The 24730-nt window shown below is 70.3% G+C and carries 28 protein-coding genes; 15 read left to right on the forward strand and 13 right to left on the reverse strand.

The features are described 5' to 3' along the window. Window positions 1–15 precede the first annotated feature (15 nt). Both ACTIF1_RS15125 and ACTIF1_RS15130 read right to left on the reverse strand, forming a co-directional pair. Entirely contained in the window at window positions 16–480 is a 465-nt protein-coding gene (locus ACTIF1_RS15125; protein WP_216836761.1) for an Lrp/AsnC family transcriptional regulator, read from the reverse strand. An 86-nt stretch (window positions 481–566) separates the two neighbouring features. Then, complete coding sequence (locus ACTIF1_RS15130) at window positions 567–1697, reverse strand: type III PLP-dependent enzyme (protein WP_439597267.1); 1131 nt, start codon at window positions 1695–1697, stop codon at window positions 567–569. A 477-nt stretch (window positions 1698–2174) separates the two neighbouring features. On the opposite strand from ACTIF1_RS15130, the gene ACTIF1_RS15135 reads away from it, so the two are divergent. Beyond that, a complete protein-coding gene (locus ACTIF1_RS15135) occupies window positions 2175–2675 on the forward strand; it encodes a hypothetical protein (protein ID WP_439597268.1) in 501 nt (166 codons plus the stop codon). 17 nt (window positions 2676–2692) lie between these two features. Here the strand turns inward: ACTIF1_RS15135 and ACTIF1_RS15140 are convergent, their stop codons facing one another. Together ACTIF1_RS15140 and thiS are read right to left on the reverse strand one after the other, a co-directional pair. After that, on the reverse strand, window positions 2693–3499 hold the full coding sequence (locus ACTIF1_RS15140) for a thiazole synthase (protein ID WP_439597296.1): 807 nt from the start codon (window positions 3497–3499) through the stop codon (window positions 2693–2695). A gap of 1 nt (window position 3500) precedes the next feature. Continuing rightward, entirely contained in the window at window positions 3501–3728 is a 228-nt protein-coding gene (gene thiS / locus ACTIF1_RS15145; protein ID WP_439597269.1) for a sulfur carrier protein ThiS, read from the reverse strand. Window positions 3729–3866: 138 nt separating this feature from the next. On the opposite strand from thiS, the gene aroQ reads away from it, so the two are divergent. From aroQ to aat, 4 genes are all read left to right on the forward strand, one after another. Continuing rightward, entirely contained in the window at window positions 3867–4322 is a 456-nt protein-coding gene (gene aroQ, locus ACTIF1_RS15150; protein WP_304816267.1) for a type II 3-dehydroquinate dehydratase, read from the forward strand. Next, a complete protein-coding gene (gene accB / locus ACTIF1_RS15155) occupies window positions 4322–4786 on the forward strand; it encodes an acetyl-CoA carboxylase biotin carboxyl carrier protein (RefSeq protein ID WP_439597270.1) in 465 nt (154 codons plus the stop codon). The genes aroQ and accB overlap by 1 nt, the downstream gene beginning before the upstream one ends. 115 nt (window positions 4787–4901) lie before the next feature. Next, window positions 4902–6245 carry an acetyl-CoA carboxylase biotin carboxylase subunit gene (accC, locus tag ACTIF1_RS15160; protein ID WP_439597271.1) on the forward strand — a complete coding sequence of 448 codons (1344 nt, stop codon included), beginning with the start codon at window positions 4902–4904 and terminating at the stop codon, window positions 6243–6245. 140 nt (window positions 6246–6385) lie between these two features. Further along, complete coding sequence (aat, locus tag ACTIF1_RS15165) at window positions 6386–7018, forward strand: leucyl/phenylalanyl-tRNA--protein transferase (RefSeq protein WP_439597297.1); 633 nt, start codon at window positions 6386–6388, stop codon at window positions 7016–7018. 12 nt (window positions 7019–7030) lie between these two features. Here aat and ACTIF1_RS15170 read toward each other — a convergent pair whose 3' ends face one another. The 4 genes from ACTIF1_RS15170 to ACTIF1_RS15185 are packed head-to-tail and all read right to left on the reverse strand — an operon-like array spanning window position 7031 to window position 8541. Continuing rightward, window positions 7031–7411, reverse strand: coding sequence for a DUF2155 domain-containing protein (locus ACTIF1_RS15170; RefSeq protein ID WP_439597272.1), 381 nt, complete (start codon window positions 7409–7411; stop codon window positions 7031–7033). Continuing rightward, the gene (locus ACTIF1_RS15175) at window positions 7408–7623 is read right to left on the reverse strand and encodes a hypothetical protein (protein WP_439597273.1); all 216 of its coding nucleotides are present in this window, start codon (window positions 7621–7623) and stop codon (window positions 7408–7410) included. The genes ACTIF1_RS15170 and ACTIF1_RS15175 overlap by 4 nt, the downstream gene beginning before the upstream one ends. After that, the gene (gene mlaD / locus ACTIF1_RS15180) at window positions 7620–8138 is read right to left on the reverse strand and encodes an outer membrane lipid asymmetry maintenance protein MlaD (protein ID WP_439597274.1); all 519 of its coding nucleotides are present in this window, start codon (window positions 8136–8138) and stop codon (window positions 7620–7622) included. Before mlaD ends, ACTIF1_RS15175 begins: the two co-directional genes overlap by 4 nt. Before the next feature lie 46 nt (window positions 8139–8184). Further along, the gene (locus ACTIF1_RS15185; protein ID WP_439597275.1) at window positions 8185–8541 is read right to left on the reverse strand and encodes an NADH:ubiquinone oxidoreductase subunit NDUFA12; all 357 of its coding nucleotides are present in this window, start codon (window positions 8539–8541) and stop codon (window positions 8185–8187) included. A 181-nt stretch (window positions 8542–8722) separates the two neighbouring features. Between ACTIF1_RS15185 and ACTIF1_RS15190 the strand changes: the two genes are divergently transcribed. The 9 genes from ACTIF1_RS15190 (at window position 8723) to ACTIF1_RS15230 (ending at window position 18890) form a co-directional block, all read left to right on the forward strand. Then, complete coding sequence (locus ACTIF1_RS15190) at window positions 8723–10255, forward strand: TSCPD domain-containing protein (RefSeq protein WP_439597276.1); 1533 nt, start codon at window positions 8723–8725, stop codon at window positions 10253–10255. A gap of 147 nt (window positions 10256–10402) precedes the next feature. Beyond that, window positions 10403–10867 (forward strand): RidA family protein, encoded by a 465-nt coding sequence (locus ACTIF1_RS15195; RefSeq protein WP_439597277.1) that lies wholly within the window; start codon window positions 10403–10405, stop codon window positions 10865–10867. A gap of 39 nt (window positions 10868–10906) precedes the next feature. Beyond that, a complete protein-coding gene (locus tag ACTIF1_RS15200) occupies window positions 10907–12058 on the forward strand; it encodes a GNAT family N-acetyltransferase (RefSeq protein ID WP_439597278.1) in 1152 nt (383 codons plus the stop codon). Window position 12059: 1 nt separating this feature from the next. After that, entirely contained in the window at window positions 12060–12938 is an 879-nt protein-coding gene (locus ACTIF1_RS15205) for a DMT family transporter (protein WP_439597279.1), read from the forward strand. Window positions 12939–12947: 9 nt separating this feature from the next. Continuing rightward, window positions 12948–15002 (forward strand): DNA/RNA helicase domain-containing protein, encoded by a 2055-nt coding sequence (locus tag ACTIF1_RS15210; RefSeq protein ID WP_439597280.1) that lies wholly within the window; start codon window positions 12948–12950, stop codon window positions 15000–15002. Between the two features lie 8 nt (window positions 15003–15010). After that, the gene (locus ACTIF1_RS15215; RefSeq protein ID WP_439597281.1) at window positions 15011–15880 is read left to right on the forward strand and encodes an endonuclease/exonuclease/phosphatase family protein; all 870 of its coding nucleotides are present in this window, start codon (window positions 15011–15013) and stop codon (window positions 15878–15880) included. Between the two features lie 28 nt (window positions 15881–15908). Further along, window positions 15909–17129: an MFS transporter gene (locus tag ACTIF1_RS15220; protein ID WP_439597282.1), complete on the forward strand. Its 1221-nt coding sequence runs from the start codon at window positions 15909–15911 to the stop codon at window positions 17127–17129. 10 nt (window positions 17130–17139) lie between these two features. Further along, window positions 17140–18021 (forward strand): polyphosphate kinase 2 family protein, encoded by an 882-nt coding sequence (locus tag ACTIF1_RS15225; protein WP_439597283.1) that lies wholly within the window; start codon window positions 17140–17142, stop codon window positions 18019–18021. Then, the gene (locus ACTIF1_RS15230; protein ID WP_439597284.1) at window positions 17979–18890 is read left to right on the forward strand and encodes an alpha/beta hydrolase; all 912 of its coding nucleotides are present in this window, start codon (window positions 17979–17981) and stop codon (window positions 18888–18890) included. The genes ACTIF1_RS15225 and ACTIF1_RS15230 overlap by 43 nt, the downstream gene beginning before the upstream one ends. 9 nt (window positions 18891–18899) lie before the next feature. Here the strand turns inward: ACTIF1_RS15230 and ACTIF1_RS15235 are convergent, their stop codons facing one another. The 5 genes from ACTIF1_RS15235 to ACTIF1_RS15255 all read right to left on the reverse strand — a co-directional run bounded on the left by ACTIF1_RS15235 (window position 18900) and on the right by ACTIF1_RS15255 (window position 23325). Beyond that, window positions 18900–19244 (reverse strand): nucleotidyltransferase family protein, encoded by a 345-nt coding sequence (locus ACTIF1_RS15235; RefSeq protein WP_439597285.1) that lies wholly within the window; start codon window positions 19242–19244, stop codon window positions 18900–18902. Further along, window positions 19207–19548 (reverse strand): carboxymuconolactone decarboxylase family protein, encoded by a 342-nt coding sequence (locus ACTIF1_RS15240; RefSeq protein WP_439597298.1) that lies wholly within the window; start codon window positions 19546–19548, stop codon window positions 19207–19209. The genes ACTIF1_RS15235 and ACTIF1_RS15240 overlap by 38 nt, the downstream gene beginning before the upstream one ends. Before the next feature lie 103 nt (window positions 19549–19651). Continuing rightward, on the reverse strand, window positions 19652–22006 hold the full coding sequence (gene clpA, locus ACTIF1_RS15245; RefSeq protein WP_439597286.1) for an ATP-dependent Clp protease ATP-binding subunit ClpA: 2355 nt from the start codon (window positions 22004–22006) through the stop codon (window positions 19652–19654). Window positions 22007–22161: 155 nt separating this feature from the next. Further along, the gene (gene clpS, locus ACTIF1_RS15250; protein ID WP_439597287.1) at window positions 22162–22506 is read right to left on the reverse strand and encodes an ATP-dependent Clp protease adapter ClpS; all 345 of its coding nucleotides are present in this window, start codon (window positions 22504–22506) and stop codon (window positions 22162–22164) included. 273 nt (window positions 22507–22779) lie between these two features. Beyond that, window positions 22780–23325, reverse strand: coding sequence for a phasin family protein (locus ACTIF1_RS15255; protein WP_439597288.1), 546 nt, complete (start codon window positions 23323–23325; stop codon window positions 22780–22782). Window positions 23326–23695: 370 nt separating this feature from the next. Between ACTIF1_RS15255 and ACTIF1_RS15260 the strand changes: the two genes are divergently transcribed. Next, window positions 23696–24730 (forward strand): D-alanyl-D-alanine carboxypeptidase family protein (locus ACTIF1_RS15260; protein WP_439597289.1); only part of this gene is annotated, 1035 nt, incomplete at its 3' end.

The following is a 24730-nucleotide window of genomic DNA, read 5'->3' on the forward strand; positions in this document are numbered from 1 at the left end:
CCTGGCGGAGGGGGCCTACTCCTCCTCCGCCTCGGCCACCGGCAGGATCGCGGTCTCCTTGGGCGAGGCGAGCGCCAGGATGGTCTCGGTGCGCGCCACGCCGGGCTGGCCGCGCACGGCCTGGGAGACGAAGGTCTCGAGCCCCGCGATATCGGCGAGCCGCAGCTTCAGCAGGTAGCACCAGGCGCCGGTAACGGTATGGCATTCCAGCACCGCCTCATGCTGCTTCATGGCGGCGACGAAGCCGGCATCGCCATCGCCCGGATGCATGGCGACGAAGACGAAGGCCAGCAGCGGGCAGCCGGCGGCGACGGGGTCGAGGTCGATCCGCCAGCCGCGGATCACCTCCCGCTCCTCCAGCCGCTTCACCCGCTCCGCGGTGGCAGAGACGGAGAGGCCGGCGACCTTGGAGAGCTCGGCGAGGCCGGCCGCGCCATTCTCCTGCAGCGCGACGACGAGGTTCCGGTCGATTTCATCCATGACGGCAATCTAGCGCAGTCACACCAAAAAACGAAACGGCGGGCTCGCGCCCGCCGCATTTTTTCCGGCCGATCGAATGGATCGCCTTAGATGTAGTGCTCGGCCAGCGGGCGGAAGCCGTTGAAGGCCTGGCTCGCATAGGTCGTCACATAGGCGCCGGTCGAGAGCAGCTGCACCTGGTCGCCGGCGTCGAGCGCCATGGGCAGGCGGTAGTTCGACTTCTCGTAGAGCGTGTCGGTGCTGTCGCAGGTCGGGCCGGCGATGGTCACCGGGCCTTCCTCGCTGCCGTCATGCGGCGTCTGGAAGGCGTAGCGGATGGACTCACCCTCGGTCTCCGCCAGGCCACCGAAGCGGCCGATGTCGAGATAGACCCAGCGCACGGGGTCGTCCTCCGACTTGCGGGAGACCAGTACGACCTCGGAGGAGACCACGCCGGCATCGCCCACCATGAAGCGGCCCGGCTCGATCACCATCTCCGGCAGCGCATTGCCGAAATGCTCGGTCATGGCGCCCATGATGGCGTCGCCGAAGGCATCGATCTCCGGCACCTCGGCCCGGTAGCGCACCGGGTAGCCGCCGCCCAGGTTGACCATGCGCAGGTTGATGCCGGCATCCTTCAGGTCGGTGAAGATCATCGCCACACGGGCGATCGCCGCCTCATAGGCGCCGGTCTGGGTCTGCTGGCTGCCGACATGGAAGGAGATGCCATAGGGGTCCAGGCCCCATTCGGCCGCCTTCACCATCAGCTCCTTCGCCATCGCGGCCTCGCAGCCGAACTTGCGCGAGAGCGGCCATTCGGCGCCCTTGTTCTCCACCAGGATGCGGCAATAGACCCGCGCGCCGGGGGCGGAGCGGGCGAGCTTGCGCAGCTCCGGCTCGCTGTCGAAGGCGAACATGGTCACGCCCGCGGCGAAGGCGGCCTTGATGGCGCTCTCCTTCTTCACCGTATTGCCGAAGGAGATGTCGGCCGGGCGCGCGCCGGCCTCCAGGCAGGCCTGGATCTCTTCCCAGGAGGCCGCGTCGAAGGAGGAGCCGAGCGCGGAAAGCCGGTCGAGGATAGGCGCGGCCGGATTGGCCTTCACCGCGTAGTAGACGCGCGCCAGCGGCAGGGCGGCCTTCAGCCGGCTGTAGTTCTGCGCAACGCGATCCACATCCAGCACCAGGCACGGCGTGGCGGGCGCGTGGTCGCGCAGATACGAAGCGATTTTCGGGTTCATCGCGCCCGTACTCCCCTGCAGACAGTGGAGACTGCCCCTGCGGGGCTGCCCCTAGATTGACGAAACGGTCGAACGAACCAGCGACCAAGTGAAACCGGCGGATCGCTCCGCCGGGGTTGCCAGAACGCCTGACGTCGTTGCGTTAACCTTGCGCCGCGGTGGCAACCCCGATCATGCGGGCTGCTCCGTGGGCCTGGGGCCTTCGGCACGTGCGTACTTGCGTCTGCGGCGCATATAGGCGCGGCGGCCCCGGGGGGAAAGCGGAAATTCGCCCCCTGGCCGTTTTTTTTCCGCGGGCGGCGTTAAAGCGCCGGAAACCGCCATGGTGCCCCCCGGGGAGGGCCGGGATGGCTCCGGAAAAACCCTCAAGGTCCAGGCGAATCCGCCTGAATCGTGTTCTGCCGCCGCCGGACCGCGGCTTGTGGCGCGGTAGCGGGCCGCTTTAGGATTCGTAAACAATCCTCCGAGGTCGCCTCCATGCCGGTCCCTTCTTCGCCCACCCTTGCCGGCGGGTCGCGTACCGCCCGGGCCGGGGGCACACTTCTGCTTGCGCTGCTGCTGGGGCTCGGCGGCTGCGCGCAGATGGAACAGGCGCAGCGGGACAGGCTGAAGGTCGACGCCGCCAGCATGAGGACCAGCGGGCCGCCCAAGGATGTGCGGGAGGTGGTGCAGGGCGCGCTCCGCCGGCATCTGTCCCGGCCTGACAGCTTCGTCGATGGCCTGATCGGCCCGCCGATGCGGGGCAGCCAGAACATGGTCCTGGTCCGGAACGGCCAGGTGGTCGAGTCCACGCGGCGCACCACCGCGGTCGGCTGGGTGGTCTGCACCCGCTACGGCGCGCGATCCCTCTTCGGGAGTGAGTTCCGCGAGAGCACGGCCGTGCTCATCAGCGCCCAGGGCGAGGTCACCGCCATCGAGCCCAATGCCGCGCAATGCGTCCGGATGCCGGCCGAGATGATGGAGCCGCTGACCCTATAGGCGGCCTGGTCGCCGCCTCAGCGGATCAGCCCCGTGACCGGGCTGGAGGGATCTGCCGCCGGCGAGCGCGGCATGCGCCCGGCCAGGAAGGCGTCCCGCCCCGCCTCCACCGCCGCCTTCATGGCGCGTGCCATGCGCACCGGGTCCCGCGCATGGGCGATGGCGGAATTCAGCAGAACCGCGTCGCAGCCCAGCTCCATGGCCAGCGCGGCGTCAGACGCCGTGCCAATGCCGGCATCGACCAGCACCGGGACCTTCGCCTGGGCGATGATCGCCTTGATCATGAAGGGATTGGCCACGCCGAGCCCGCTGCCGATCGGCGCGCCGAGGGGCATGATGGCGACGCAGCCCATCTCCTCCAGCCGCTTCGCCGCCACAGGGTCGTCGGCGCAATAGACCATCACCTCGAAACCATCGGCGATCAGCGCGGCGGCGGCCTCGAAGGTGGCCTGCATGTCCGGGTAGAGGAAGGGTGGCGGGCCCAGCACCTCCAGCTTCACCAGGTTCCAGCCCCCCGCCTCCCGCGCCAGGCGCAGGGTGCGCACCGCATCCATGGCGGTGAAGCAGCCGGCGGTATTGGGCAGGTAGGTGTAGCGGTCGGGCGGGACGAAGTCCTGCAGCATGGGCTGCGAGGCATCGGACAGGTTCACCCGCCGCACCGCGACGGTGACCATCTCGGCGCCCGAGGCCTCGATCGCCGCCTTGGTCTCCGGCAGGTCCTTGTAGCGGCCGGTGCCGACCACGAGGCGGGAGCGGAAGCGGCGGCCGGCGACGGTCCAGCCCTCATCGGCCAGCCGGTCCTCGGCCTGCATCACCTGGTCCATCTCAGCCACCCCCGATGAAGTGCACGATCTCCAGCCGGTCGCCGGCGGCGAGCGGCGTGCTGGCCCAGGCGGAACGCGGCACGATCTCCAGGTTGCGCTCGACCGCCACCTTGGGCGCGGCCAGGCCGATCAGCGCCAGCAGCTCCGCCACGGAAGCGCCCTGCGGCACCTGCCGGCTTTCCCCATTCACCTCGATTGCGATCTGCGCCGTCATCATCTGCCCCGCCATGGCTCGAAGATGGCGGCCGGCGGGCCCGTGAACAAGACGCGGCCGGCGCAAGGCTGCCATCGCGGCCGGTGCTGCGGCTTGCCCCTGCGGAGCGGAGCGTGCTAGCCCGGCCCGCCTGCGAAACCCAGGGACTCTTTCGTGAACCCCCCGCTGATCGTCGTCCTGAACGGCCCCAACCTGAACCTGCTCGGCACCCGCCAGCCGGAGATCTATGGCGCGGCGACGCTCGACGATGTCGAGGCGCTCTGCGCCGAGACGGCGGAGCAGCTGGGGCTGGCGATCGATTTCCGCCAGACCAATGGCGAGGGTGAGCTCATCACCTGGGTCCAGGAATGCCGCGGCCGCGCCGCCGGCATCATCATCAACCCGGCCGGCTACAGCCATACCTCCATCGCCCTGATGGATGCGCTGAAGGCGACGGACCTGCCGATCGTCGAGGTCCATATCTCGAACATCCATCGCCGGGAGGAATTCCGGCATCTCAGCTATGTGTCCAAGGCGGCCACGGGCGTCATCGCAGGCCTCGGCATCGGCGGCTATGCGCTGGCGCTGCAGGCGATTGCCGACCTGGTGGCCGAAGAAGGAGAGCCCTGATGTCGGGCGTGCAATTCGACGCGGCGGCGATTCGCGAACTCGCCAAGATCCTGCGGGAGACCGATCTCACCGAGATCGAGCTGGTGGAGAAGGACAGCCGCATCCGCGTGGCGCGGCAGATCACCGTGACCCAGGTGGCGCATCTGCCGGCCGCCGGGGCGGCCCCCGCCGCCGCACCCGTGGCCGCCGCGGTGGCGGCGGCGCCGGAGGCGGTCTCGGATGCGGCGCATCCGGGCCTCGTCACCTCCCCCATGGTGGGTGTGGCCTATCTCTCGCCGGAACCCGGCGCGGCCGCCTTCGTCACGGTCGGCGCCAAGGTCAGCCAGGGCCAGACCCTGATGCTGATCGAGGCCATGAAGACCTTCAACCAGATCCGTGCCCCGCGCGCCGGCACCGTCACCCGCATCCTGGTCGAGGGCGGATCGCCGGTGGAATACGGCGAGCCGCTGATGATCATCGAATGACGGCGCCAGCCGTCAGCCGCCTGATGACCGGCGGGCCGCAGGCCCAGAGGTCGTTCAACGCATGCGTTGAACCAGCCGGCGTCCGCAAGCCGCGCAGCGGCGGAAGGACACTGTAATGTTCAAGAAGGTTCTCATCGCGAACCGCGGCGAGATCGCGCTGCGGGTGCATCGCGCCTGCCAGGAAATGGGCATCCGCACCGTCGCCGTGCATTCCACCGCGGACAATACCGCGATGCATGTGCGGCTGGCGGATGAGAGCGTCTGCATCGGCCCGCCCTCGGCCCGCGACAGCTACCTGAACATGGCGGCGATCCTCTCCGCGGCCGCGATCACCGGCGCGGAGGCGATCCACCCGGGCTACGGCTTCCTGTCCGAGAACGCGAATTTCGCCGAGATGGTGGAAGCGCATGGCCTGGCCTTCATCGGCCCGACCGCCGCGCATATCCGCATGATGGGCGACAAGATCGCGGCCAAGGACGCGATGCGCTCCCTCGGCGTGCCGCTGGTGCCCGGCTCCGCCGGCGCGCTGGAGAGCCTGGAGGAGGCGCGCGCGGTCGCCGAGGAGATCAAGTACCCGGTGCTGATCAAGGCCGCCGCCGGCGGTGGCGGGCGCGGCATGAAGGTGGCGCGCAGCGCCGATGAGCTGGAGGAAGCCTGGCGCGTCGCGCGCACGGAATCCAAGGCCGCCTTCGGCGATGACAGCGTCTATATGGAGAAGTACCTGGACCGCCCGCGGCATATCGAGCTGCAGGTCCTGGCCGATACCCACGGCAATGTCGTGCATTTCGGCGAGCGTGACTGTTCGCTGCAGCGCCGCCACCAGAAGCTGGTGGAGGAGGCCGGCAGCCCGGTGCTGACGGCGGATGAGCGCGATGCACTCGGCGCGCAGGTCACCAAGGGCCTGCGCCAGCTCGGCTACCGCAATGCCGGCACGCTGGAATTCCTCTGGCAGGATGGCCAGTTCGCCTTCATCGAGATGAACACCCGCCTGCAGGTGGAACATCCGGTGACGGAAATGGTCTGCGGCGTGGACCTGGTGAAGGAGCAGCTGCGCGTCGCGGCCGGGGAGAAGCTGGGCTATGCCCAGGAGGATATCCGCTTCTCCGGCCATGCCATCGAATGCCGCATCACCGCGGAGGATCCCGAGACCTTCGTGCCCAATCCGGGCAAGGTGGAGATGTACCACGCGCCGGGCGGCCTCGGGGTGCGCGTCGATAGCGCGCTCTATTCCGGCTATACCGTGCCGCCCAACTACGACAGCCTGGTGGCCAAGCTGGTGGTGCATGGCCAGACCCGGGCCGAGGCGATCGCCCGACTGAAGCGGGCACTGGCCGAGATGGTGATCTCCGGCATCCGCACCACGCTGCCGCTGCACCAGCGGATCGTGGCCGATCCGGAATTCCAGGCCGGCGACTATACGATCCACTGGCTCGAGAAGTTCGTCGCCCGGCAGGGATGACCTGCGGCCGCCCTCTCCCCCATGGGGGAGAGGGCCCTTCCACGCGAAGCGTCGCGAAACAGGCCGCCCTCGCGAAGCCGCATTGCATGGCCCATACTGCCCGCGTGAGCCGGCGCCAGTTCGAGATCACCCCTGACCTGATGCTCCGCGCCTATCGCGCGGGGCTGTTCCCCATGGCCGAGACCCGGCGCGGGGACCGGCTCTATTGGCTGGATCCCGAATTGCGCGGCGTGCTGCCGCTGGACCGGTTCCACCTGCCGCGCCGGCTGCGCCGCACCGTCCTCTCCGGCCCCTATACCATCACCACCAACCGGGATTTCCAGGGCGTCATCGCCGCCTGCGCCGCCCCCGGCGAGGGGCGGGAGGACACCTGGATCAATCCGGAGATCGAGCGCCTGTTCGGCACGCTGCACCGCATGGGCCATGCCCATTCGGTGGAGGCCTGGATGCCCGGCGAGGGCGGGCCGGTGCTGGCGGGCGGCCTCTATGGCGTGGCGCTCGGCGGCGCCTTCTTCGGCGAGAGCATGTTTTCGCGCGCGCGGGATGCGTCCAAGGTGGCGCTGGTGCATCTGGTGGCACGGCTGCGCCTGTTCGGCTTCACCCTGCTGGATGCGCAGTTCCAGACCGCCCACCTGGCGCAATTCGGCTGCCACGAGGTGCCGCGCCAGGCCTATAAGCGCCTGCTCTCGGAGGCGGTGGAGGAGCCGGCGCGCTGGCGCGACGCGCCAGACCCCGCCGCGCTGCAGGCCGAAATCCTCAGGCTGGGGTCCTGAGGCGCGGCCCGGCTACTGCGCCCGGCACTCCAGGATGCGGATGTCATAGACCGGGTGCTGCAGCATGTTCACGCCCGGCGCCTCGGCGAACATCCAGCCGCGGAAGACGGGGTTGGCCCCCTCCGCCGCCCGGCTGTCGCTGATCTCCATCCAGGCCGCGGCATCCGGCACCTCATCCGCCGGGCGCGCATGGCAGGCGCGCACATTGATGGTCAGGCTGCCGAAGCGTTCCGGCTGGTTCAGCGTGGCGCGCAGCACGGTGATCCGCGCCGTCACCTTGTCCAGCGCCTGCAGCACCGCGACGCGGCGCGGCACCCATTCCTGCGCCGAGGCGGGGGTCGCGAGCGGCGCGGCCAGCAGGGCCAGCGCCAGGGCCAGGGCCAGGCGCCTCATGGCCGCTTCGGGCTCGGCAGGGCGGCGACCAGCTCGGCCAGCACCTGGCGCATCGCCGTCTCATCCACACCCATCAGGACGGCATCCTCGAAGGCATCGCGCAGCACCTGCGCGGCCTCCCGGTGGTTCTCGGCCAGCACCCGCAACTTCTCGCGGCAGGACAGCGGCGCGCCATCCGCGCCGGGCCAGCTGGCCGGCGGGTCGAGGCTCATGGCCGGGCCGGGGCCTGGCCGCCCGCGGGCGCTGCCGGGGCCTGCTCGCCGCGGTTCGGCTGGCCCTCGGTCATCGAGAAGATGAAGCGCCCCAGCAGGCTTTCCAGGCTGATGGCGGATTGGGTGATGGTGATCTCCCCGCCCTCGGCCAGGATGCGGTCGGACCCGCCCGGCACCAGGGAGACGAAGCGCCCACCCAGCAGGCCTTCGCTCGCGATCTCGGCGGAGCTGTCGGAGGGCATGCGCAGCCCCGAATCGATGCGCAGCGTGAGGACGGCAAGGAAGGTCTGCGGATCGATCCGCTGGTCCACGACGCTGCCCACCTTCACCCCGGCGACGCGCACATCGGCGCCCGGCGCCAGCCCGTCGATGCGGTCGAACTTCGCCGTCAGCGTCAGCGCCGGGCCGGAGAAGCTGCTGCGGCCGCTATTGGTGACGGCATAGGCCAGGAAGCTGCAGGCCACCAGCAGCACCACCGCGCCGGCCAGGACCTCGGTAATCGAGCGACCCTTCATCGAGACTGTTCCTGATCCTGCTGCGGAAGGCCGGCCGCCGGAGGCCTCAAGAACCGGGGGTCCAGGCCTCGTAGTCGCCGGTGGTCACCGGGCGGCGGCCGCCGGAATAGTCGTGGCCCGCCGGGTGCCAGGCCAGCGCGGTGCCGGTCGGGTTCGGACGGTGCTCCACCATCCAGGGATGGCGCTTGTCCTCGGGCAGCGGGGCCGGGGTGGTGTGGTGCAGCCAGCCATGCCATTCCGGCGGCACCTTGGTGGCATCCGCCGCGCCGGCGAAGAGCACCCAGCGCCGCTTCCGGCCATAGGCCAGGAAGTCCTTGCGGGACTCGTGATAGGTATTGCCGAAGCGGTCCGTCCCGATCTTGCGACCGGACAGGGCGGTGGTCAGGCGCATCATCAGCGACATCTGCGGTCCTTGGTCACGGCCACGGGAAGAGGCCGCCCCGATGATCTGTGGGAAGGCCCAGTTTCGCACAACCGGCCGCTGCGCGCAAAATCCTGTGTTGTCCACAGGATGTTGCGTCGGCGGGCAGATTCACCCACCAGATGCGCTTCCCCGCGGGCCGCGCGGCCTCTAGGCTTCCGGCATGACGACATTCGCCGGAACGCTGTGGGACCAGGTCGGGCTGTGGCGGCTGCGCGCCGCGCCGGAGCCCGATGCGACGCCCCGACCCGTCGCCCTGCCCGTTTCCTGGGACGAATCCGCGGCGGAAGCGCTGGCGGCGCTGGCCCCCGGCGCCGGCCCGGTGGTCTTCCCCAAGCTGGCCGAGGCCTGGATCAGCCGCCTGGCGCTGCGTGGGCGGGAGCTCGGGCTGCTCGCCGATGCCGCGGCGCAGGATGGTTTTTCCGAAGCCCTGCGGGCGCTGCTGCTGGCCCGGCGCGGCGCCCCCGGCGCCAGCATCTGGCGCAATGAGGCGCGCGGCGCCGCCCGCTTCGTGCTGAACCTGCCCGCCTTCCTGGAGGCCGATGGCAGCTTCGACACCCAGGGCTATGCCGCTTCCGTGGCGCTGGCGGTGCGCGCGCTGGATATCGCGACGGGCGCCAAGGCGCCAAGGCTTTCGGTCGGCTTCGCCGATCTCGCCGGCCTGCTGGCCGGGCTCGGCCTGCGCTATGGCAGTGCGGAGGGGCGCGCCGTGGGGGCTGCCATCGCCGCCCTGACCCGCGGCGCGGCGGAGGCCGAGTCGGGCCGGATCGGGGAGCGGCTGGGGGCGCGGGAGCCGCTGGCGCTTTTCGCCCCCGCCCCGCCCGGCGCCACCGTGGTGCCCGGCCTGGCGGAGGCCGCGCGGGCCGCACTGGATGCCGCCGCCGGCAGCCTCGGCCTGCGCCACCAGTCGCTGGTCGCGCTTTCGGCGCCCGATTGCGTGGAGGCGCTGCTGGGCGCGGAGACGGGCGGCCTGGCGCCGGCCGCCGGCGCCACGCGCCTGTCGCTGGATCGCCAGGGCTGGGTGGCGGAGGTGCCGACCCATGCCGCGCTGCGCATCGGACGCGCGGCGGCGGAGGCCTTGCTGGCCCCGGTGCCGGATGCCGAATGGATCGGCATGGCCCAGGCGCTCGCCCCCTTCCTGCATATGCCGCCGCCGATGCCGGTGGCGGAGGCCGCCCCGGCCCGTGCCGCGCCGCCGCTGCCCGAGCGCCCCGCCGCCCTGCCGCTGCGGCCGGCCGGCGCCGTCTGGCGGGTTTCGGTGGGCGGCCACAAGGTGGTGCTGCGCACGGCGGAGGACCAGCAGGGGCGCCTGTCCGAGGTGACCATCGCCCTGACGAAGGAATCGGCGGCCTATCGCAGTCTGATGGATGCCATGCTGCAGGCGGTCTCGATCGGGCTGGCCGCCGGCGTGCCGCTGGACAGTTTTGTCGAGGCCTATGCCTATACCCGCTTCGGCCCCTCCGGGACCGTGGAGGGCGACCCGGCCATTCGCCGCGCCACCTCGGTGCTCGACTGGGCCTTCCGGCGGCTGGCGCTGGACTATATCGGGCGGCGCGACCTGGCCGATCCCTCCGAGGAGGATTGCGCGCCGGATGCCACGGGGCATGCGGGGGAACAGCTGCCGCTGCTGCCGATGGACCTGCCCTCCACCCCGGCGCCGCGGGTGCGGCGGCGGCAGTTGAAGCTGGTGGGGTAGAGGGGGCGCGGCGGAAGCCCCCACCCCGACCCTCCCCCGCTGCGCAGGGGAGGGAGAATCTCGTGCTTCCATCCCCCGCCTGCGGGGGCGGGTCAGGGTGGGGGCACCAACCCGCGACCACCCAATTCCCATCCGAAGGACCCAACCATGCCCGGCACCGTCGAAGCCAACCTGCAAAAACTCGGCATCGCCCTGCCGCAGGCGCCCGCCCCGGTGGCCAACTACATCGGCTTCAACCAGGTCGGGAACCTTCTGCTCGTCTCCGGCCAGATCCCGCTGGTCGAGGGCAGGATCAGCACCACGGGCAAGCTCGGCGCCGGCGTCTCCATCGAGGAAGGCCAGGCCGCCGCGCGGATCTGCTTCATCAACCTGGTGGCGCAGGTGAAGGCGGCGGTGGGCGACCTGGACCGGGTGAAGCGCGTGGTGCGCCTCGGCGGCTTCATCGCCTGCGAGCCCTCCTTCACGCAGCATGCGCTGGTGATGAACGGCGCCTCCGACATGGCGGTGGCGGTCTTCGGGGAGGCCGGGCGGCATGCGCGCAGCACCATCGGCGTCCCCTCCCTTCCCGGCGATGCCGCGGTCGAGGTCGAGGGCATGTTCGAGATCGGCTGAGGCATTGTGGCCGGCCGGGCGCGCCCAATTTTGAACGGCATGCCCGAGCTCAGCCTGACCCTGCACCGCGCCATCGCGGAGATCCCGCCGCTGGACTGGGATGCCTGCGCGGGGCCGCAGAATCCCTTCGTCAGCCATGCCTTCCTCCTCGCCTTGGAGGAATCGGGCAGCACCGGCGGGCGCAGCGGCTGGCTGCCGCAGCATGCGGCGCTGCGCGACGGATCGGGCCGCCTGCTGGCCTGCGCGCCCTGCTATGCCAAGGCGCATAGCCAGGGCGAATATGTCTTCGACCATGGCTGGGCCGATGCCTTCGAGCGTGCCGGCGGCCGCTACTATCCGAAGCTGCAGGTGGCCGCGCCCTTCAGCCCCGTCCCCGGCCCGCGGCTGCTGGTGCGGCCCGATTCCGGCATCGGGGTGGAGGCACTGGCGCAGGGGCTGGTGCAGGCCTGCGGGCAGCTCGATCTTTCGTCGGTTCACTGCACCTTCTGCACGCCGGCGGAGTGGGAAGCGCTGGGCGAGGCCGGCTGGCTTCAGCGCATCGGCACCCAGTTCCATTGGTCCAATGCCGGCTATGCGAGCTTCGATGATTTCCTGGCCGCGCTCTCCAGCCGCAAGCGCAAGCAGATCCGGCGCGAGCGACGCGATGCGGAGCAGTCAGGCTTCGTGCTGAAGACGCTGCGGGGTCACGAGATCACGCCGCGGCACTGGGAGGCCTTTCATCGGTTCTACCTCTCCACCGCCGACAAGAAGTGGGGCCGCAGCGCCTATTTGAAAAAAGCCTTCTGGCCGCTGCTGGGGGAGCGACTCGGCGACAAGGTCGTGCTGATGGTGGCGGAGCAGGAGGGCGAGCCGGTGGCCGGCGCGCTGAACCTGCTGGGCAGCGATGCGCTCTATGGCCGCAACTGGGGCTGCCTGGTGGAGGCGCCCTTCCTGCATTTCGAGCTCTGCTACTACCGCGCCATCGACTTCGCCATCGCGCACAAGCTGCCCCGAGTCGAGGCCGGCGCCCAGGGCGAGCACAAGATCCAGCGCGGCTACCTGCCCGTGCCGACCTATTCCGCGCATTGGATCCAGCATCCCGGTCTGCGCGCCGCGGTGGCGGATTTTCTGGATCGCGAACGCCCGGCCATGCTGGGGGAGATCGAGGCGCTGCACGAGCTTTCGCCCTTCAAGCGGGAGGGCGAGGCCTAGCGTGCTGGCCGCCTATGCGCAGCTTGCGGCGTCCATGGCGCTGGTCGGCGCCAATGTCGGCGTGGCGAAGCTGCTTGCGGCGTCCCTGCCGATTCCGATGATCGCGGGGCTGCGCTGCGCCCTCGCCGTGGCGGTGCTGTTTCCGTTGGCGCGCGCCCTAGAAGGCCGCGTGCGGCTGGATCGCCGCAGCCTTTGGTACCTGGCCTGGCAGGCGGCCTTCGGCACGGTGATCTACAATGCCGGGCTGCTCGCCGGGCTGCGGCTGACCACGGCGCTGGAGGCCGGGATGGTGCTGGCCACCCTGCCCGCGGTGATCGCCATCGGCAGCGCGGTCTGGCTGCGCGAGACGCTGCCGCCCCGGCAATGGGCGGCGGTCGCGCTGGCCGCCTTCGGCATGGGCGCCATCACCCTGGCCCGCACGGCGGCCGATGGCCATGGCAGCCTGTTGGGCAATCTGCTGGTCTTCGGCGGCGTCTGCGGGGAGGCGATGTATGTGCTGCTGGCCAAGCGCATCGCCGGCCGCGTGCCGGTGGTGACAGCCAGCCTGTATATGCAGGGATTTTCCGTGCTGCTGCTGCTGCCCTTCTGCCTGCCGGTGCTGGGCAGCGCCATGGCGCTGGCGGACCCGGCGGTGGCGGGGCTGCTGGTCTTCCACAGCCTGACCACCAGCGTCATCTGCCTGCTGCTGTGGTATGCGGGCATGAAGCGCGCGCCCGCCGGCATCGCGGGCATTTTCACGGCGTTTCTGCCCGCGACGGCGGCGCTGGTGGCGGTGGGATTCTTGGGCGAGTCCTTCTCGGCCGTGCATGCGGCAGGATTCGTGCTCCTGACGGGCAGCATGCTGCTCGCCACCTGGCCATCGCGGAGGCGAAACGTCTAGGCTGCCCGGATGCGCGCTTGGTTCGCCTGCACCGGTTCTGAATTGCTGGCCCTGGCGCCAGAGGCTGTGGCGGCTTCGCTGGCCGCCAGCCAGATGTCGCGCCGCCTGTCCGGCGAGCCGGCGCAGCTGCGCGCCTGGAGTGAGCAAGTGCGCCTGCTGCAGCATTGCTTGCAGGAGGTCCGTGGCGAGGCCTGGACCATCGCACTGGAATTCGACCTGCTGCGCCTGGAAAAACGCATCGACGCCGTGCTGCTGACCGGCAGCGCCATTCTGGTGCTGGAATTCAAGGTCGGCGCCACCGCTGTCGCCAATGCCGACCGCGCCCAGGTTTCCGACTACGCGCAGGACCTTTTCGATTTTCACGCGGCCAGCCGGCGGCATCCGATCCAACCGATCGTCGTGGCCACCCACTGCGCCAGCCCCGCACCCTTCCAGATGCCGCTGCCCGTCGCCGGCGTGCTGCCGGTGGCGGAGGCGAATGCCACCACCCTGCCCGGCCTGCTCGCCGCGCTGCGCGATGCGCTGCCGGTGACCACGCCGCTGGATGGCCTGGCCTGGCTGACCGCGCCCTATCGTCCGGTGCCCAGCATCATCGAGGCCGCGGCCACCCTCTTCGCCCGCAACAGCGTGGCGGAGATCGCGGCGGCCCGCGCCGATGCCGCGAATCTCACACGCACCACCGCCGCCATCGGATCCGCGCTGGATGCGGCGAAGGCGGCCGGAGAACGCGTGGTGGTTTTCGTCACCGGCATCCCCGGCGCGGGCAAGACGCTCTGCGGGCTGAACGTCGTCTTCGGCGAACAGCGCCGCGCCGGCAGCGCCTTCCTCACCGGCAATAGCCCGCTGGTGGCGGTATTACGGGAGGCGTTGGCCTGCAACCGCGCCGGCATCGACCTGGCACGCGGCCCAAGCGCCGATCCCGAACGCCGCCGCCTGGCCCCACGCCTGCGCCAGGCGCGGCACGAGGCGATGCAGGCGCTGCAGAACGTGCATCGCTTCCTGGCCGACAATGCCGCGCGAACCGTGCCGCCGGCCGAACGCATGATCGTCTTCGACGAGGCGCAGCGCGCCTGGGACGCGGCGCAGGCCATGCGCGACACGCAGCGCCGCATCAGCACGCTCAGCATGAGCGAGCCCGCCCATGCGCTGGAGATCATGGGGCGCCACGAGGGTTTCGCCGCCATCGTCGCGCTGATCGGCAATGGGCAGGAGATCAATACCGGCGAGGCCGGTCTGCGCGAATGGGGCGCGGTGATCGCGGCGACGCCCGGCTGGCGCGCTGTCGCCGCGCCGCGGGTGCTGGATGCCATGGAGCCGGCGCAGCGCCTGGCGGAAGGAAACCCGCCCTGGCTGAGGCTGGATCCGGCGCTCGATCTCACCGTCTCCCTGCGCAGCGTGCGGTCGGAGGCGGCGGCGCTCTGGGTGGATGCCCTTCTGCGCGGCGATGCGGCCGCGGCAGCCGCGGTGGCGCGCGCGGCGCCGGAGGGGCTGCCCTTCCTGCTGACCCGCTCCCTCGCTGAAGCGCGCCGCGCGCTGCGGCAGCTGACGCCCGGCCTGCGCCGCGCCGGTTTCGTGCGCTCCTCCGGTGCCAGGCGGCTGCGGGCAGAGGGGTTCGATGCGCAGCTGATGGGCACGGAGGAGCCGGTCGCCTGGTTCCTGGAACGCTGGCCGGATATCCGCGCCTCGGATGCGCTGGAGGTGGCCGCGACTGAATATGCCTGCCAGGGGCTGGAGTTGGACACGGTGGGCCTGGCCTGGGGCGGTGATTTCCTGCGGCAGGGCAATGCCTGGGTGGCGCGCAGTTTTGCCGGAAGCGCCTGGCAGCGCGCGGCAAAGGACCAGGATTTTGTCCGCAACACCTATCGCGTGCTGCTGACCCGGGCGCGCTACGAGACGGTGATCTGGGTGCCGCCAGGCAGCCGGCGCGACGACGCCTTCTACGATGCCACGCGCGATGCGGCGGAGATGGATGCGGTGGCGGATTTTCTCGAAGCCTGCGGCGCCCGTCCCTTGCCCGAGGCCGGCCCGGCGCCGCAGGACACCGCTGCATCCCTGCTGCTATAGCGCGTGCCATGCGCCGCATCCTGCCCCTGCTCTTCCTGCTGCTCGCCACGCCGCTGGCCGCGGCCGAGCTGAAACTCGCCACCTGGAACATCGCCTGGCTGACGCTGCGGCCGGCCAGCGACCCGGCCCTGCCGCGCAACCTCGAGGCCCGGACGCCCGAGGATTTTCGGCTGCTGCGCGGCTATGCCAACCGCCTGGCGGCCGATGTCGTGGCGCTGCAGGAAATCGATGGCGAGGCCGCCGCCGCGCGCGTCTTCGACCCCGCCCAGTGGACCATCCACCTGACCGATGAGGAGGATGTGCAGCGTCCCGGCTTCGCCATCCGCCGCGGCCTGCGCGTGACGCCGCAGCCCGATCTGCGCGCGCTGGACCTGATCCCGCGCGCCCGCTTCAGCCTGCGCCGCGGTGCCGATATCCTGGTGGAGGCGCCGGGCGGCGCCCGGCTGCGGCTGCTCTCGGTGCATCTGGATGCCGGCTGCCGCGAGGAGTCCTTCGGCCGCGACTCCAGCCGGGACTGCCAGCAGCTGGAACGCCAGGCACGCATCCTGGCCGAATGGGCCGAGGCGCGGCAGCGGGAGGGGGTGGCCTTCGCCATCCTCGGCGACTTCAACCGCCGCATGGGCGAGCAGGACGACTTCCTGGCGATCCTGGAGGAGGCCGCGCCGCTGACCCGCGCGACGCAGGGCCTCTCCTCCCCCTGCTGGGCGGATAGCCGCGGCGGGCGGCCCTTCATCAGCCACATCCTGCTGGGCAGCGCGGCGCGGGATTGGCTGGTGCCGCGCAGCCTGGCGGTGATGGTCTATGCGGAGCGGGAGCGGCGCTATCGCCAGGCGCTGTCGGACCATTGCCCGGTCAGTGTCCGCCTGCGGCTCCCCTGATCCGCGCCGCCGTGCCAGGATGGCCGGCATGCGAAAATTTGCCCGGATCACGCTTCCCCTCGCCGGGCTGAACTTCGTCAACCAGGCGTCGCGCACCATGATCGCGACGCTGGGGCCCCTGCTGGCACTGGAATTCGCGCTTTCGGCCAGCGAGCTCGGGCTGCTCGCCGCCATGTTCTTCGCGGCCTATGCGGCGGCGCAGCTGCCGGTGGGGCTGGCGATCGACTTGTGGGGGTCGCGCCGGGTGCAGACGGTGCTGGGGCTGGTGGCGGCCAGCGGCTTCCTGATCTGCGCCCTGGCCGCCGGGCCCTGGTGGCTCGCCTTCGGGCGGGTGGTGACGGGCATCGGCATCTCGGCCGGGCTGATCGCCATGCTGAAGGTGAATACCCAGTGGTATCCGCGCGATCGAGTCGCCGGGATGACGGGGCTCGGCGTGCTGGTCGGCTCGCTCGGCAGCATCACGGCCACGGTGCCGGTGGCGCTGCTGGTGCCGGCCATCGGCTGGCGCGGCATCTTCGTGCTGCTGGCGCTGATGTCGCTGGCTGTTTCCGCCTGGATCTGGGCCTCGGTGCCGGAACGGGGGCCGGGTGCTGCGCCACCGCCGCGGCGCAGCCTGGCGGCCGAGGTGGCGGAATTCGGCCGCATCTTCCGCCACCCCGCCTTCCGGCGCTTCGGCCCCTCCGTCGCGCTGCTCTCCGCGCTGAACTTCACCTATCAGGGGCTCTGGGCCGGCCCCTGGCTGCGCGACGTGGCGGGGCTGGCGGAGGCGCCGCGCGCGCTGCTGCTGCTGTGCTATGCGGCGGGGCTGATGGCAGGCAGCGTCGGCACCGGCCAGGCGGCCTCCCTCCTGCAACGCCGCGGCGGGCATCCGATGCTGGTGCCCTGGCTGGCCATGGGCGGCATCGTCCTGATGCAGTTGCTGCTGATTCAGCAGCCGGTCGGCAACCTGGCGGTGCTTGGCGCGATCTGGTTCCTCTTCGCCCTGTTCAGCTCCGCGGGGCCCGCCGGCTATGCCGCCATCGGGCAGCGCTTCGGGGCGGAGCTGGCGGGGCGGGTGGCGACCGCCATCAACGTCACCATGTTGGTGCTGGTCTTCGGGCTGCAGAACGCCATCGGCTGGATCCTGGACCTCTGGCCCCGGACGGCGGCCGGCGGCTGGGATGCGGCGGGCTATGGCTGGGCGCTGGGCCTGACCGTGGCGCTGCAGCTTGTGGCAGCCCTCGGCATGCTGCGGCCCGAGAGGGGATGAGCGCGCAGGTATGGAAAAGCGGATCGAATCGGTGCTCTCCCGCTTCCGGGTGGAAAACGGCGAGCAATTCCGGCTGAAGGACCACAAGCCGGACGAGATGGCCGGCCTCGACATCAAGAAGTCGGAGGCGCCGGCCCTGCTGCAGCGGGGCGTGGACTACCTGGCCGCGCAGCAGGACATGCTCTACGCGCAGGATCGCTGGTCCGTGCTCTGCATCTTCCAGGCGATGGACGCCGCCGGGAAGGATGGCGCCATCAAGCATGTCTTCTCCGGCGTGAACCCGCAGGGCTGCCACGTGGTGTCCTTCAAGGCGCCCAACGCCACCGAGCTCGACCACGATTTTCTCTGGCGTCACACCACCGCCCTGCCCTCCCGCGGCCAGATCGGCATCCACAACCGGTCCTGGTACGAGGAGGTGCTGGTGGCGCGGGTGCATCCGGCGGTGCTGGAAGGCCAGAAGCTGCCACCCCGGCTGCGGACGGAGCGGATCTGGGAGGAACGGCTGGAGGATATCGCGGCCTATGAGCGCTATCTCGGCCGGCAGGGCACGGTCGTGCTGAAGTTCTTCCTCAACATCAGCCCGGAGGAACAGCGGCAGCGCTTTCTCAAGCGCATCGAGGAGCCGGAGAAGAACTGGAAGTTCAACGCGGGCGACGTCTCCGAACGCCGCCACTGGGACGACTACCAGGCGGCCTATGAGGCGGCGATCCGCGCCACCGCCACGCCGGAGGCGCCCTGGTACGTGGTGCCGGCGGATCGCAAGTGGTTCACCCGCCTGGTCGTCGTCGCCGCCATCGGCCGGGCCCTGGAGCAGCTGGACCTGCACTACCCGGTGGTGACGGCGGAGGAGTGCCGGGCGCTGATCCAGGCCGGCGAGGAGCTTTCCGGCTGATCCGCCGTCGCGCGCTTGCCGGCCTGGCGCTGGCCGGGCCGGCCCTGGCGGCCTGCTCGCCCCTCGATCTCGCCAATCTCGCAACGCCGCGGCGCGGCACCATGCTGCGGGAGGGGCTGCGCTATGGCCCCCTGCCCCGCCACCGCCTGGACCTGACCCTGCCGCCCATGCCCGTGGCCGAGACGCCGCTGGTGGTCTTCATCCATGGCGGCGGCTGGGAGGAGGGCAGCCGCGCGCAATACGCCTTCCTCGGGCGGCGCCTGGCTTCGCTCGGCATGGCGGTGGCGGTGCCGGACTACCGGCTGTGGCCGGAGGCGCGCTGGCCCGATTTCATCGAAGATGCGGCCCTGGCCGTGGCATGGCTGCGCAGCGCGCCGGATGTGCCGCGGGGGCCTCTTTTCGTCATGGGCCATTCCGCCGGCGGCTTCATCGCCGCCGCCCTGGCGCTGGACCCGCGCTGGCTGGAGGCGGCCGGCCTGCCCGGCGGGCGCGGCGCGCTGACCGGCGCCATGCTGCTGGCCGCGCCGATTTCCTGGCAGCCGAACTACGAGCCCGTCACCAGCATTTTTGCGAATGCCCCCGGCGGGCGGATCGAGGCGGCGCCCGACCCGGCCATGCTCGCCGGCGCGCCACCGATGCTGCTGCTGCACGGGGAGGCGGATGTGGTGGTGGGCGCGCTGCATGCGCGCCAGCTGGCGGCCGGGCTGGAAGCCGCCGGGCGGCCGGTGCGGCTGCGGCTGTATCCGGGCGTCGGCCATGTCGGCATCATGACCGACTTCGTGCCGGGCGCCGGACTGCTTGGGCTGAGCGATGCGCCGGTGGTGGCGGAGGTGCGGGATTTCGTGCGGGCGCGGGTGGTGGGCGGCTGAGGGGGCGGTTCAGCCTGGGCCGAGTGGTCCGAAGGCCTCTCCGTGGGCGATGCCATCGCGCCGGTCCTCCTGCCGAACCGGCTCCGCCACATCCTCCCTGGGCATCACATCGGCGGTGAGGCCCAAGGCAGCGCGGGCGGCACGGACGGCGTCCGGAAGCTGGGCCCCGCTGGCGCCGACAACCGCAATGTCCGCGTCGCTGCCGCGCCGGGCAGTGCCCCGCGCCATCGAACCGAAGACCAGGTCGTGCAAGGCCCACCCGCGCGGCGCCTTGAGCGCGCGCAGGCTGGTGAAGCTGGCGCGCCTGAAGCGCGCCCTACCCCTGCCCGGTCCCGTCCATCGCATCCAGCACATGCAGCGAATAGGTCAGCGCCGCGCCGGCGTTCAGCGCGATGGCGACGCCCAGCGCCTCGGCGATCTCCGCCTTGGTCGCGCCAGCGGCCTTGGCCTTGCGGACATGGGCATCGATGCAGCCCTGGCAGCGGGTGGTGACGGCCACGGCGAGGGCGATGAATTCGCGCGTCTTGGCGTCGATGTGCTGGGTGGTGGAGGCGCCGCGGTTCAGCGCCCCGAAACCCTTCATCAGCTCCGGATGCAGCGTGCCGAGTTCCTTGCCGCGCTCCCGCAGCCCGGCGCTGTAGCCATCCCAATCCTCGATCCGCGTATCCGTCGTCATCGCCTCATCCCCCTTCGCAAAAAGAAAGGTGCCCCCCTTTCCAGGAGACACCTTCCCAACCTTGACCGCGGCAGCGTCCCAAAAATTACTCGGCGGTTTCGGGTTCTTTTTCGGCCTCGCCGTCGCCGCTGTCCTCGGGCTTCGGCAGGGCGGGCGGGGCGGCTTCGAAATAGTCGAAGACCAGCGCGCCGTCCTTCAGCCCCACCTTGACCGATCCGCCCTTCACCAGCTTGCCGAAGAGCAGTTCCTCCGCCAGCGGCTTCTTCACCACTTCCTGGATCACGCGCCCCAGCGGCCGCGCGCCATAAAGCGGGTCGTAGCCGCGTTCGGAGAGCCATTCGCGTGCGGCGGAGGACAGTTCGATGGTCACGTTGCGGTCGGCGAGTTGCGCCTCCAGCTGCATGACGAACTTGTCCACCACCCGGGCGACGATTTCCGGCGTCAGGCCGGAGAAGGCGATGACCGCATCCAGCCGGTTGCGGAATTCCGGGGTGAAGAGCCGCTTGATGGCGTCCTCATCCTCCCCGGTGCGCTTGTCGCGCCCGAAGCCGATGGAGTTCTTCGCCATGTCGGAGGCACCGGCATTGGTCGTCATGATCAGGATGACGTTGCGGAAATCGACGGTCTTGCCGTTGTGGTCCGTCAGCTTCCCGTGGTCCATCACCTGCAGCAGGATGTTGTAGAGGTCCTGGTGCGCCTTCTCGATCTCATCGAGCAGCAGCACGCAATGCGGGTGCTGATCGATGCCATCGGTCAGCAGCCCGCCCTGGTCGAAGCCGACATAGCCGGGCGGCGCGCCGATGAGGCGGGAGACGCTGTGGCGCTCCATGTATTCGGACATGTCGAAGCGGATCAGCTCGATGCCGAGCGTCTTGGCCAACTGCTTCGCCACCTCAGTCTTGCCGACGCCGGTGGGGCCGCTGAACAGGTAGTTGCCGATCGGCTTCTCCGCATCGCGCAGGCCCGCGCGGGACAGCTTGATGGCGGCGGAGAGCGCGTCGATGGCCTTATCCTGGCCGAAGACCATGCCCTTCAGATCGCGCTCCAGGTTGCGGAGGGTTTCCTTGTCGTCGGAGCTGACGGATTTCGGGGGAATGCGGGCGATCTTCGCCACGATCTCCTCGACATCCTTCAGCGTGACCGTCTTCCGGCGCTTGTGCTCCGGCTGCAGCATCCGGGAGGCACCGACCTCGTCGATCACGTCGATCGCCTTGTCCGGCAGCTTCCGGTCATGGATGTACTTGGCGGAGAGCTCGACCGCGGCGCGGATGGCCTCGGGCGTGTAGCGCACCTTGTGGTGCTTCTCGTAGTTGGTCTTCAGGCCCTGGAGGATCTTCACCGCGTCTTCCAGGTTCGGCTCGTTCACGTCGATCTTCTGGAAGCGGCGGACCAGGGCGCGGTCCTTCTCGAAGTGCTGCCGGTATTCCTTGTAGGTGGTGGAGCCGATGCAGCGCAGCGTGCCCTGGGCGAGGGCCGGCTTCAGCAGGTTCGAGGCATCCATGGCACCGCCGGAGGTGGCGCCGGCGCCGATCACCGTATGGATCTCGTCGATGAAGAGGATGGAGCCGGGCTGCTGCTCCAGCTCATTCACCACGGCCTTCAGCCGCTCCTCGAAATCGCCGCGATAGCGGGTGCCGGCGAGGAGGCTGCCCATGTCCAGCGCGAAGATGGTGGATTTCGCCAGCACCTCTGGCACATCGCCCTCGATGATCCGCTTGGCCAGGCCCTCCGCGATCGCGGTCTTGCCGACGCCCGGATCACCCACATAGAGCGGATTGTTCTTGGTGCGGCGGCAGAGGATCTGGATGGTGCGCTCGATCTCCTGGTCGCGGCCGATCAGCGGGTCGATCTTGCCGGCCTGGGCCTTCTTGTTCAGGTTCACGCAGTAGTTGGTCAGCGCGTCCTGGCCGCGCGGCGCATTGCCGCGGGCGGGCTTCTCCTCCTTCTCCGCCGGCTCCTCCGGCGTCGGGGAGCTGCCCTGGACGGGTCGGGTGGTGCTGCGGCCGGGCGCCTTGGCGATGCCGTGGCTGATGAAGTTCACCGCATCCAGGCGCGTCATGTCCTGCAGCTGCAGGAAGTACACGGCATGGCTCTCGCGCTCGGAGAAGAGCGCGACCAGCACATTGGCGCCCGAGACCTCGTCGCGGCCGGAGGATTGCACATGGATGGCGGCGCGCTGCACCACGCGCTGGAAGCCGGCGGTGGGCTTGGCATCCCCGGCGCGGTCGGAGACCAGGCCGGCCAGGTCCTTGTCGAGGAATTCGGCGAGGTCGCGCTTCAGCTTCTCGCTGTCGACGCCGCAGGCGCGCAGCACGGTGGCGGCGTCCACGTCATCGGCGAGGGCCAGCAGCAGGTGTTCGAGCGTCGCATATTCGTGCCGGCGGTCATTGGCGAGGCCGAGGGCGCGGTGGAGCGTCTGCTCGAGGTTGCGGGACAGCATGGTCTGACGCTCCCTATCGGGTGGCCGGGATGCCGGGGGCGGCATCCTGGCACGGGTTGCCCTCAATGTGGTCGCTCCCCCACCCCGCGGCCAGTGGCACCGGGGATGAACCCTGCCCTTTCAAAGTGTAACCGCCGGGCAGCGGGGGTCGCGGTTCATTCTTTTTCGATGGTGCATTGCAGAGGGTGCTGGTTCTGGCGCGCCAGGTCCATGACCTGCGTCACCTTGGTCTCCGCCACTTCGTAGGTATAGACGCCGCAGACACCGACGCCGCGGCGATGGACGTGCAGCATGATCCGGGTGGCTTCCTCCCGGCTCTTCTGGAAGAAGCGTTCCAGCACATGCACGACGAACTCCATCGGCGTGTAGTCGTCGTTCAGCATCAATACCTTGTACATGGCGGGCTTGCGGGTGCGCGGCCGCGCCTTGACCACCACGCCGGTGGTCGGACCCTCCGCACCATTGTTGCCCTGGCCGGGGCGCTTGTCGCTGTCGCTCATGCCTGCCTTGGTTGCCTGTCCGGGATGCAGATCCCCGGCGCCTGATGAGTGAGGATATCGGAGCGCAGGGGCGCACGGGAAGGGCTTGACGCATTTCTCCGCGCAGAAGAGCCGATTTGGGTTACCGCTCCGCGAAGGCCAAGCCCGGGAAGGGTCGCAAAAGACAGAAAGGCCCGCCCCGGCCGCCATGCCGGCCCTTCCGGGCCGCAATGACAGCCCGGACGGGCCTTCCTGCAGGAAAGTCCCGGGCCGAGGCCCGGGGGGCGGGGAAAATCAGGCCGCGAGCGGCTTGGAGAACTTCTCCACCGCCAGCGTCATGCGGGCGGCCAGCGGGGCGCCGGCCTGCTCGGCCAGGCGGAAGGCGGCCTCCTGCAGCTTCGCCGTCTCGGAGAGGGTCCGCTCCAGGGAGGCCTTGGCGAAGGCGGCCTGGATATCGGCGGCCTCCTTCAGGCTCTTCACGCCGGACAGCGCCTTGGCGGATTCCATGGCGTGCTCGGAGATCGCCTGGGACATGGCGAAGTACTGCTTGCCCAGGTCCTGCATGCCGCTGGTCAGCATCTGCGTCGCCTTGGTCATCGCCTCCAGGTTCCCGCGGCCGAACTCGGCCGCCTCCTCGGCGGCCTTGTAGAAGCCCTCGGTGGTCTTGGTCATCTGCTGCATACCCTGCTCCATCGTCACACGGGCCTTCGCGGCGCCGTCATCCATTGCGGTCTTGGCGGTGGTCGCCGCCTGCGCGGCGGTCGCGGCGGCGGCGGCGGCCTGGTTGTTCGCCACCAGCGCAATGCCGCGCTTCGTCTCGGCCTTGGAATCTGCTGCCATGATCTCCGGATCCTTCAGGTTGCTCGCCGGCGCGCAGCGCCAGTGCGGGAGCCTTCTACCCGGCCCCGGGGCGGTCTTGCTGCGGTGCAGCACGACGCTTTTCTAGCCAAGACCGGACGCAAGGTGCAAGGATTTTTCGCACTGCAGCATAAATATTTTGTCACCCGGATCGACCACGCACCGTTTCCCGAAAATGCGGCCGCGCCTCATGCGCCGGGGCGATATTGCAAAATGCTGGAGAAGCGGCGCCCAAGTGCTTGCAGCGCCAGCCTGTTCTGCTTTCGCCCCCGTGGACATCGCCCCCCCTGACTCCGTAGCTTGCGGGCTCTGGCGGCGCACGGGGGGTGGGCCGCCCGGGGGGTGTTGTTGCATGTTCCTTCGGCTCAGGCCTGTGGTCGCCCTGGCGGCCAGCCTGTTTGCCGCCATCGCACCGGGCGCCATCGCCCCGGCGCAGGCGCAGATCGGCAGCGAGCGCTATTCCGCCATCGTGGTCGATCATCGCAGCGGCAATATCCTGGTCGCCGCCAATGCCGACGAGACCCGGCACCCGGCCTCGCTCACCAAGATGATGACCCTCTACATGGTCTTCGAGGCGCTGCGCGAGGGCCGGCTCTCGCTGGGCTCCGCCGTGCCGATCTCGGAGGAGGCGGCCTCCCGCCCCCCCTCCAAGCTCGGCATCCCGGCCGGCGGCAGCGTCACGGTGGAGCAGGGCATCCTCGCCTTGGTCACCAAGTCCGCCAATGACGTGGCCGCCGCCTTCGGCGAGCTGCTGGGCGGGGACGAGGAACGCTTCGGCCAGATGATGACCCAGCGCGCCCGCTCGCTCGGCATGACGCGCACCACCTTCCGCAATGCCTCCGGCCTGCCGGACTGGGACCAGGTGACCACGGCGCGCGACATGGCGACACTGGGCCGCCGGCTGATGCTCGATTTCCCCGACCGCTACCACTATTTCGGCCGCACGGAGGCCGCCTTCCGCGGCCTGCGCCTGCGCAGCCACAACCGCATGCTGACCAGCTATGAGGGCGTGGACGGCATCAAGACCGGCTATATCCGGGCCAGCGGCTTCAACATCGTCACCAGCGCCAGCCGCGACGGCCAGCGCGTGGTGGGCGCCGTCTTCGGCGGCAGCTCCTGGGTGGAGCGCGACCAGCACATGACGGCGCTGCTCGACCAGAGCTTTGCCCGTCTCGGCGTGACCCCGCGGGCGGAGACCATGGCCCAGGCCACTACGCCGGTGCTGATGCGCCAGGCGCAGGCCGCCACCGTTTCCCGCCGCACCGCGGCGCGCGCCACCCCGGCGGCCCGTGCGGCCACCCGAACCGCGGCACGTCCGGCAACCCGCACGGTCGCCGCACCGGCCCGGTCGGCGGCGCGCCCGGCCGCCCGCACCGCGGCCGCCGCG

Source organism: Falsiroseomonas sp. (assembly GCF_051860665.1).
In the GTDB taxonomy this organism is placed as follows: Bacteria; Pseudomonadota; Alphaproteobacteria; order Acetobacterales; family Acetobacteraceae; genus Falsiroseomonas.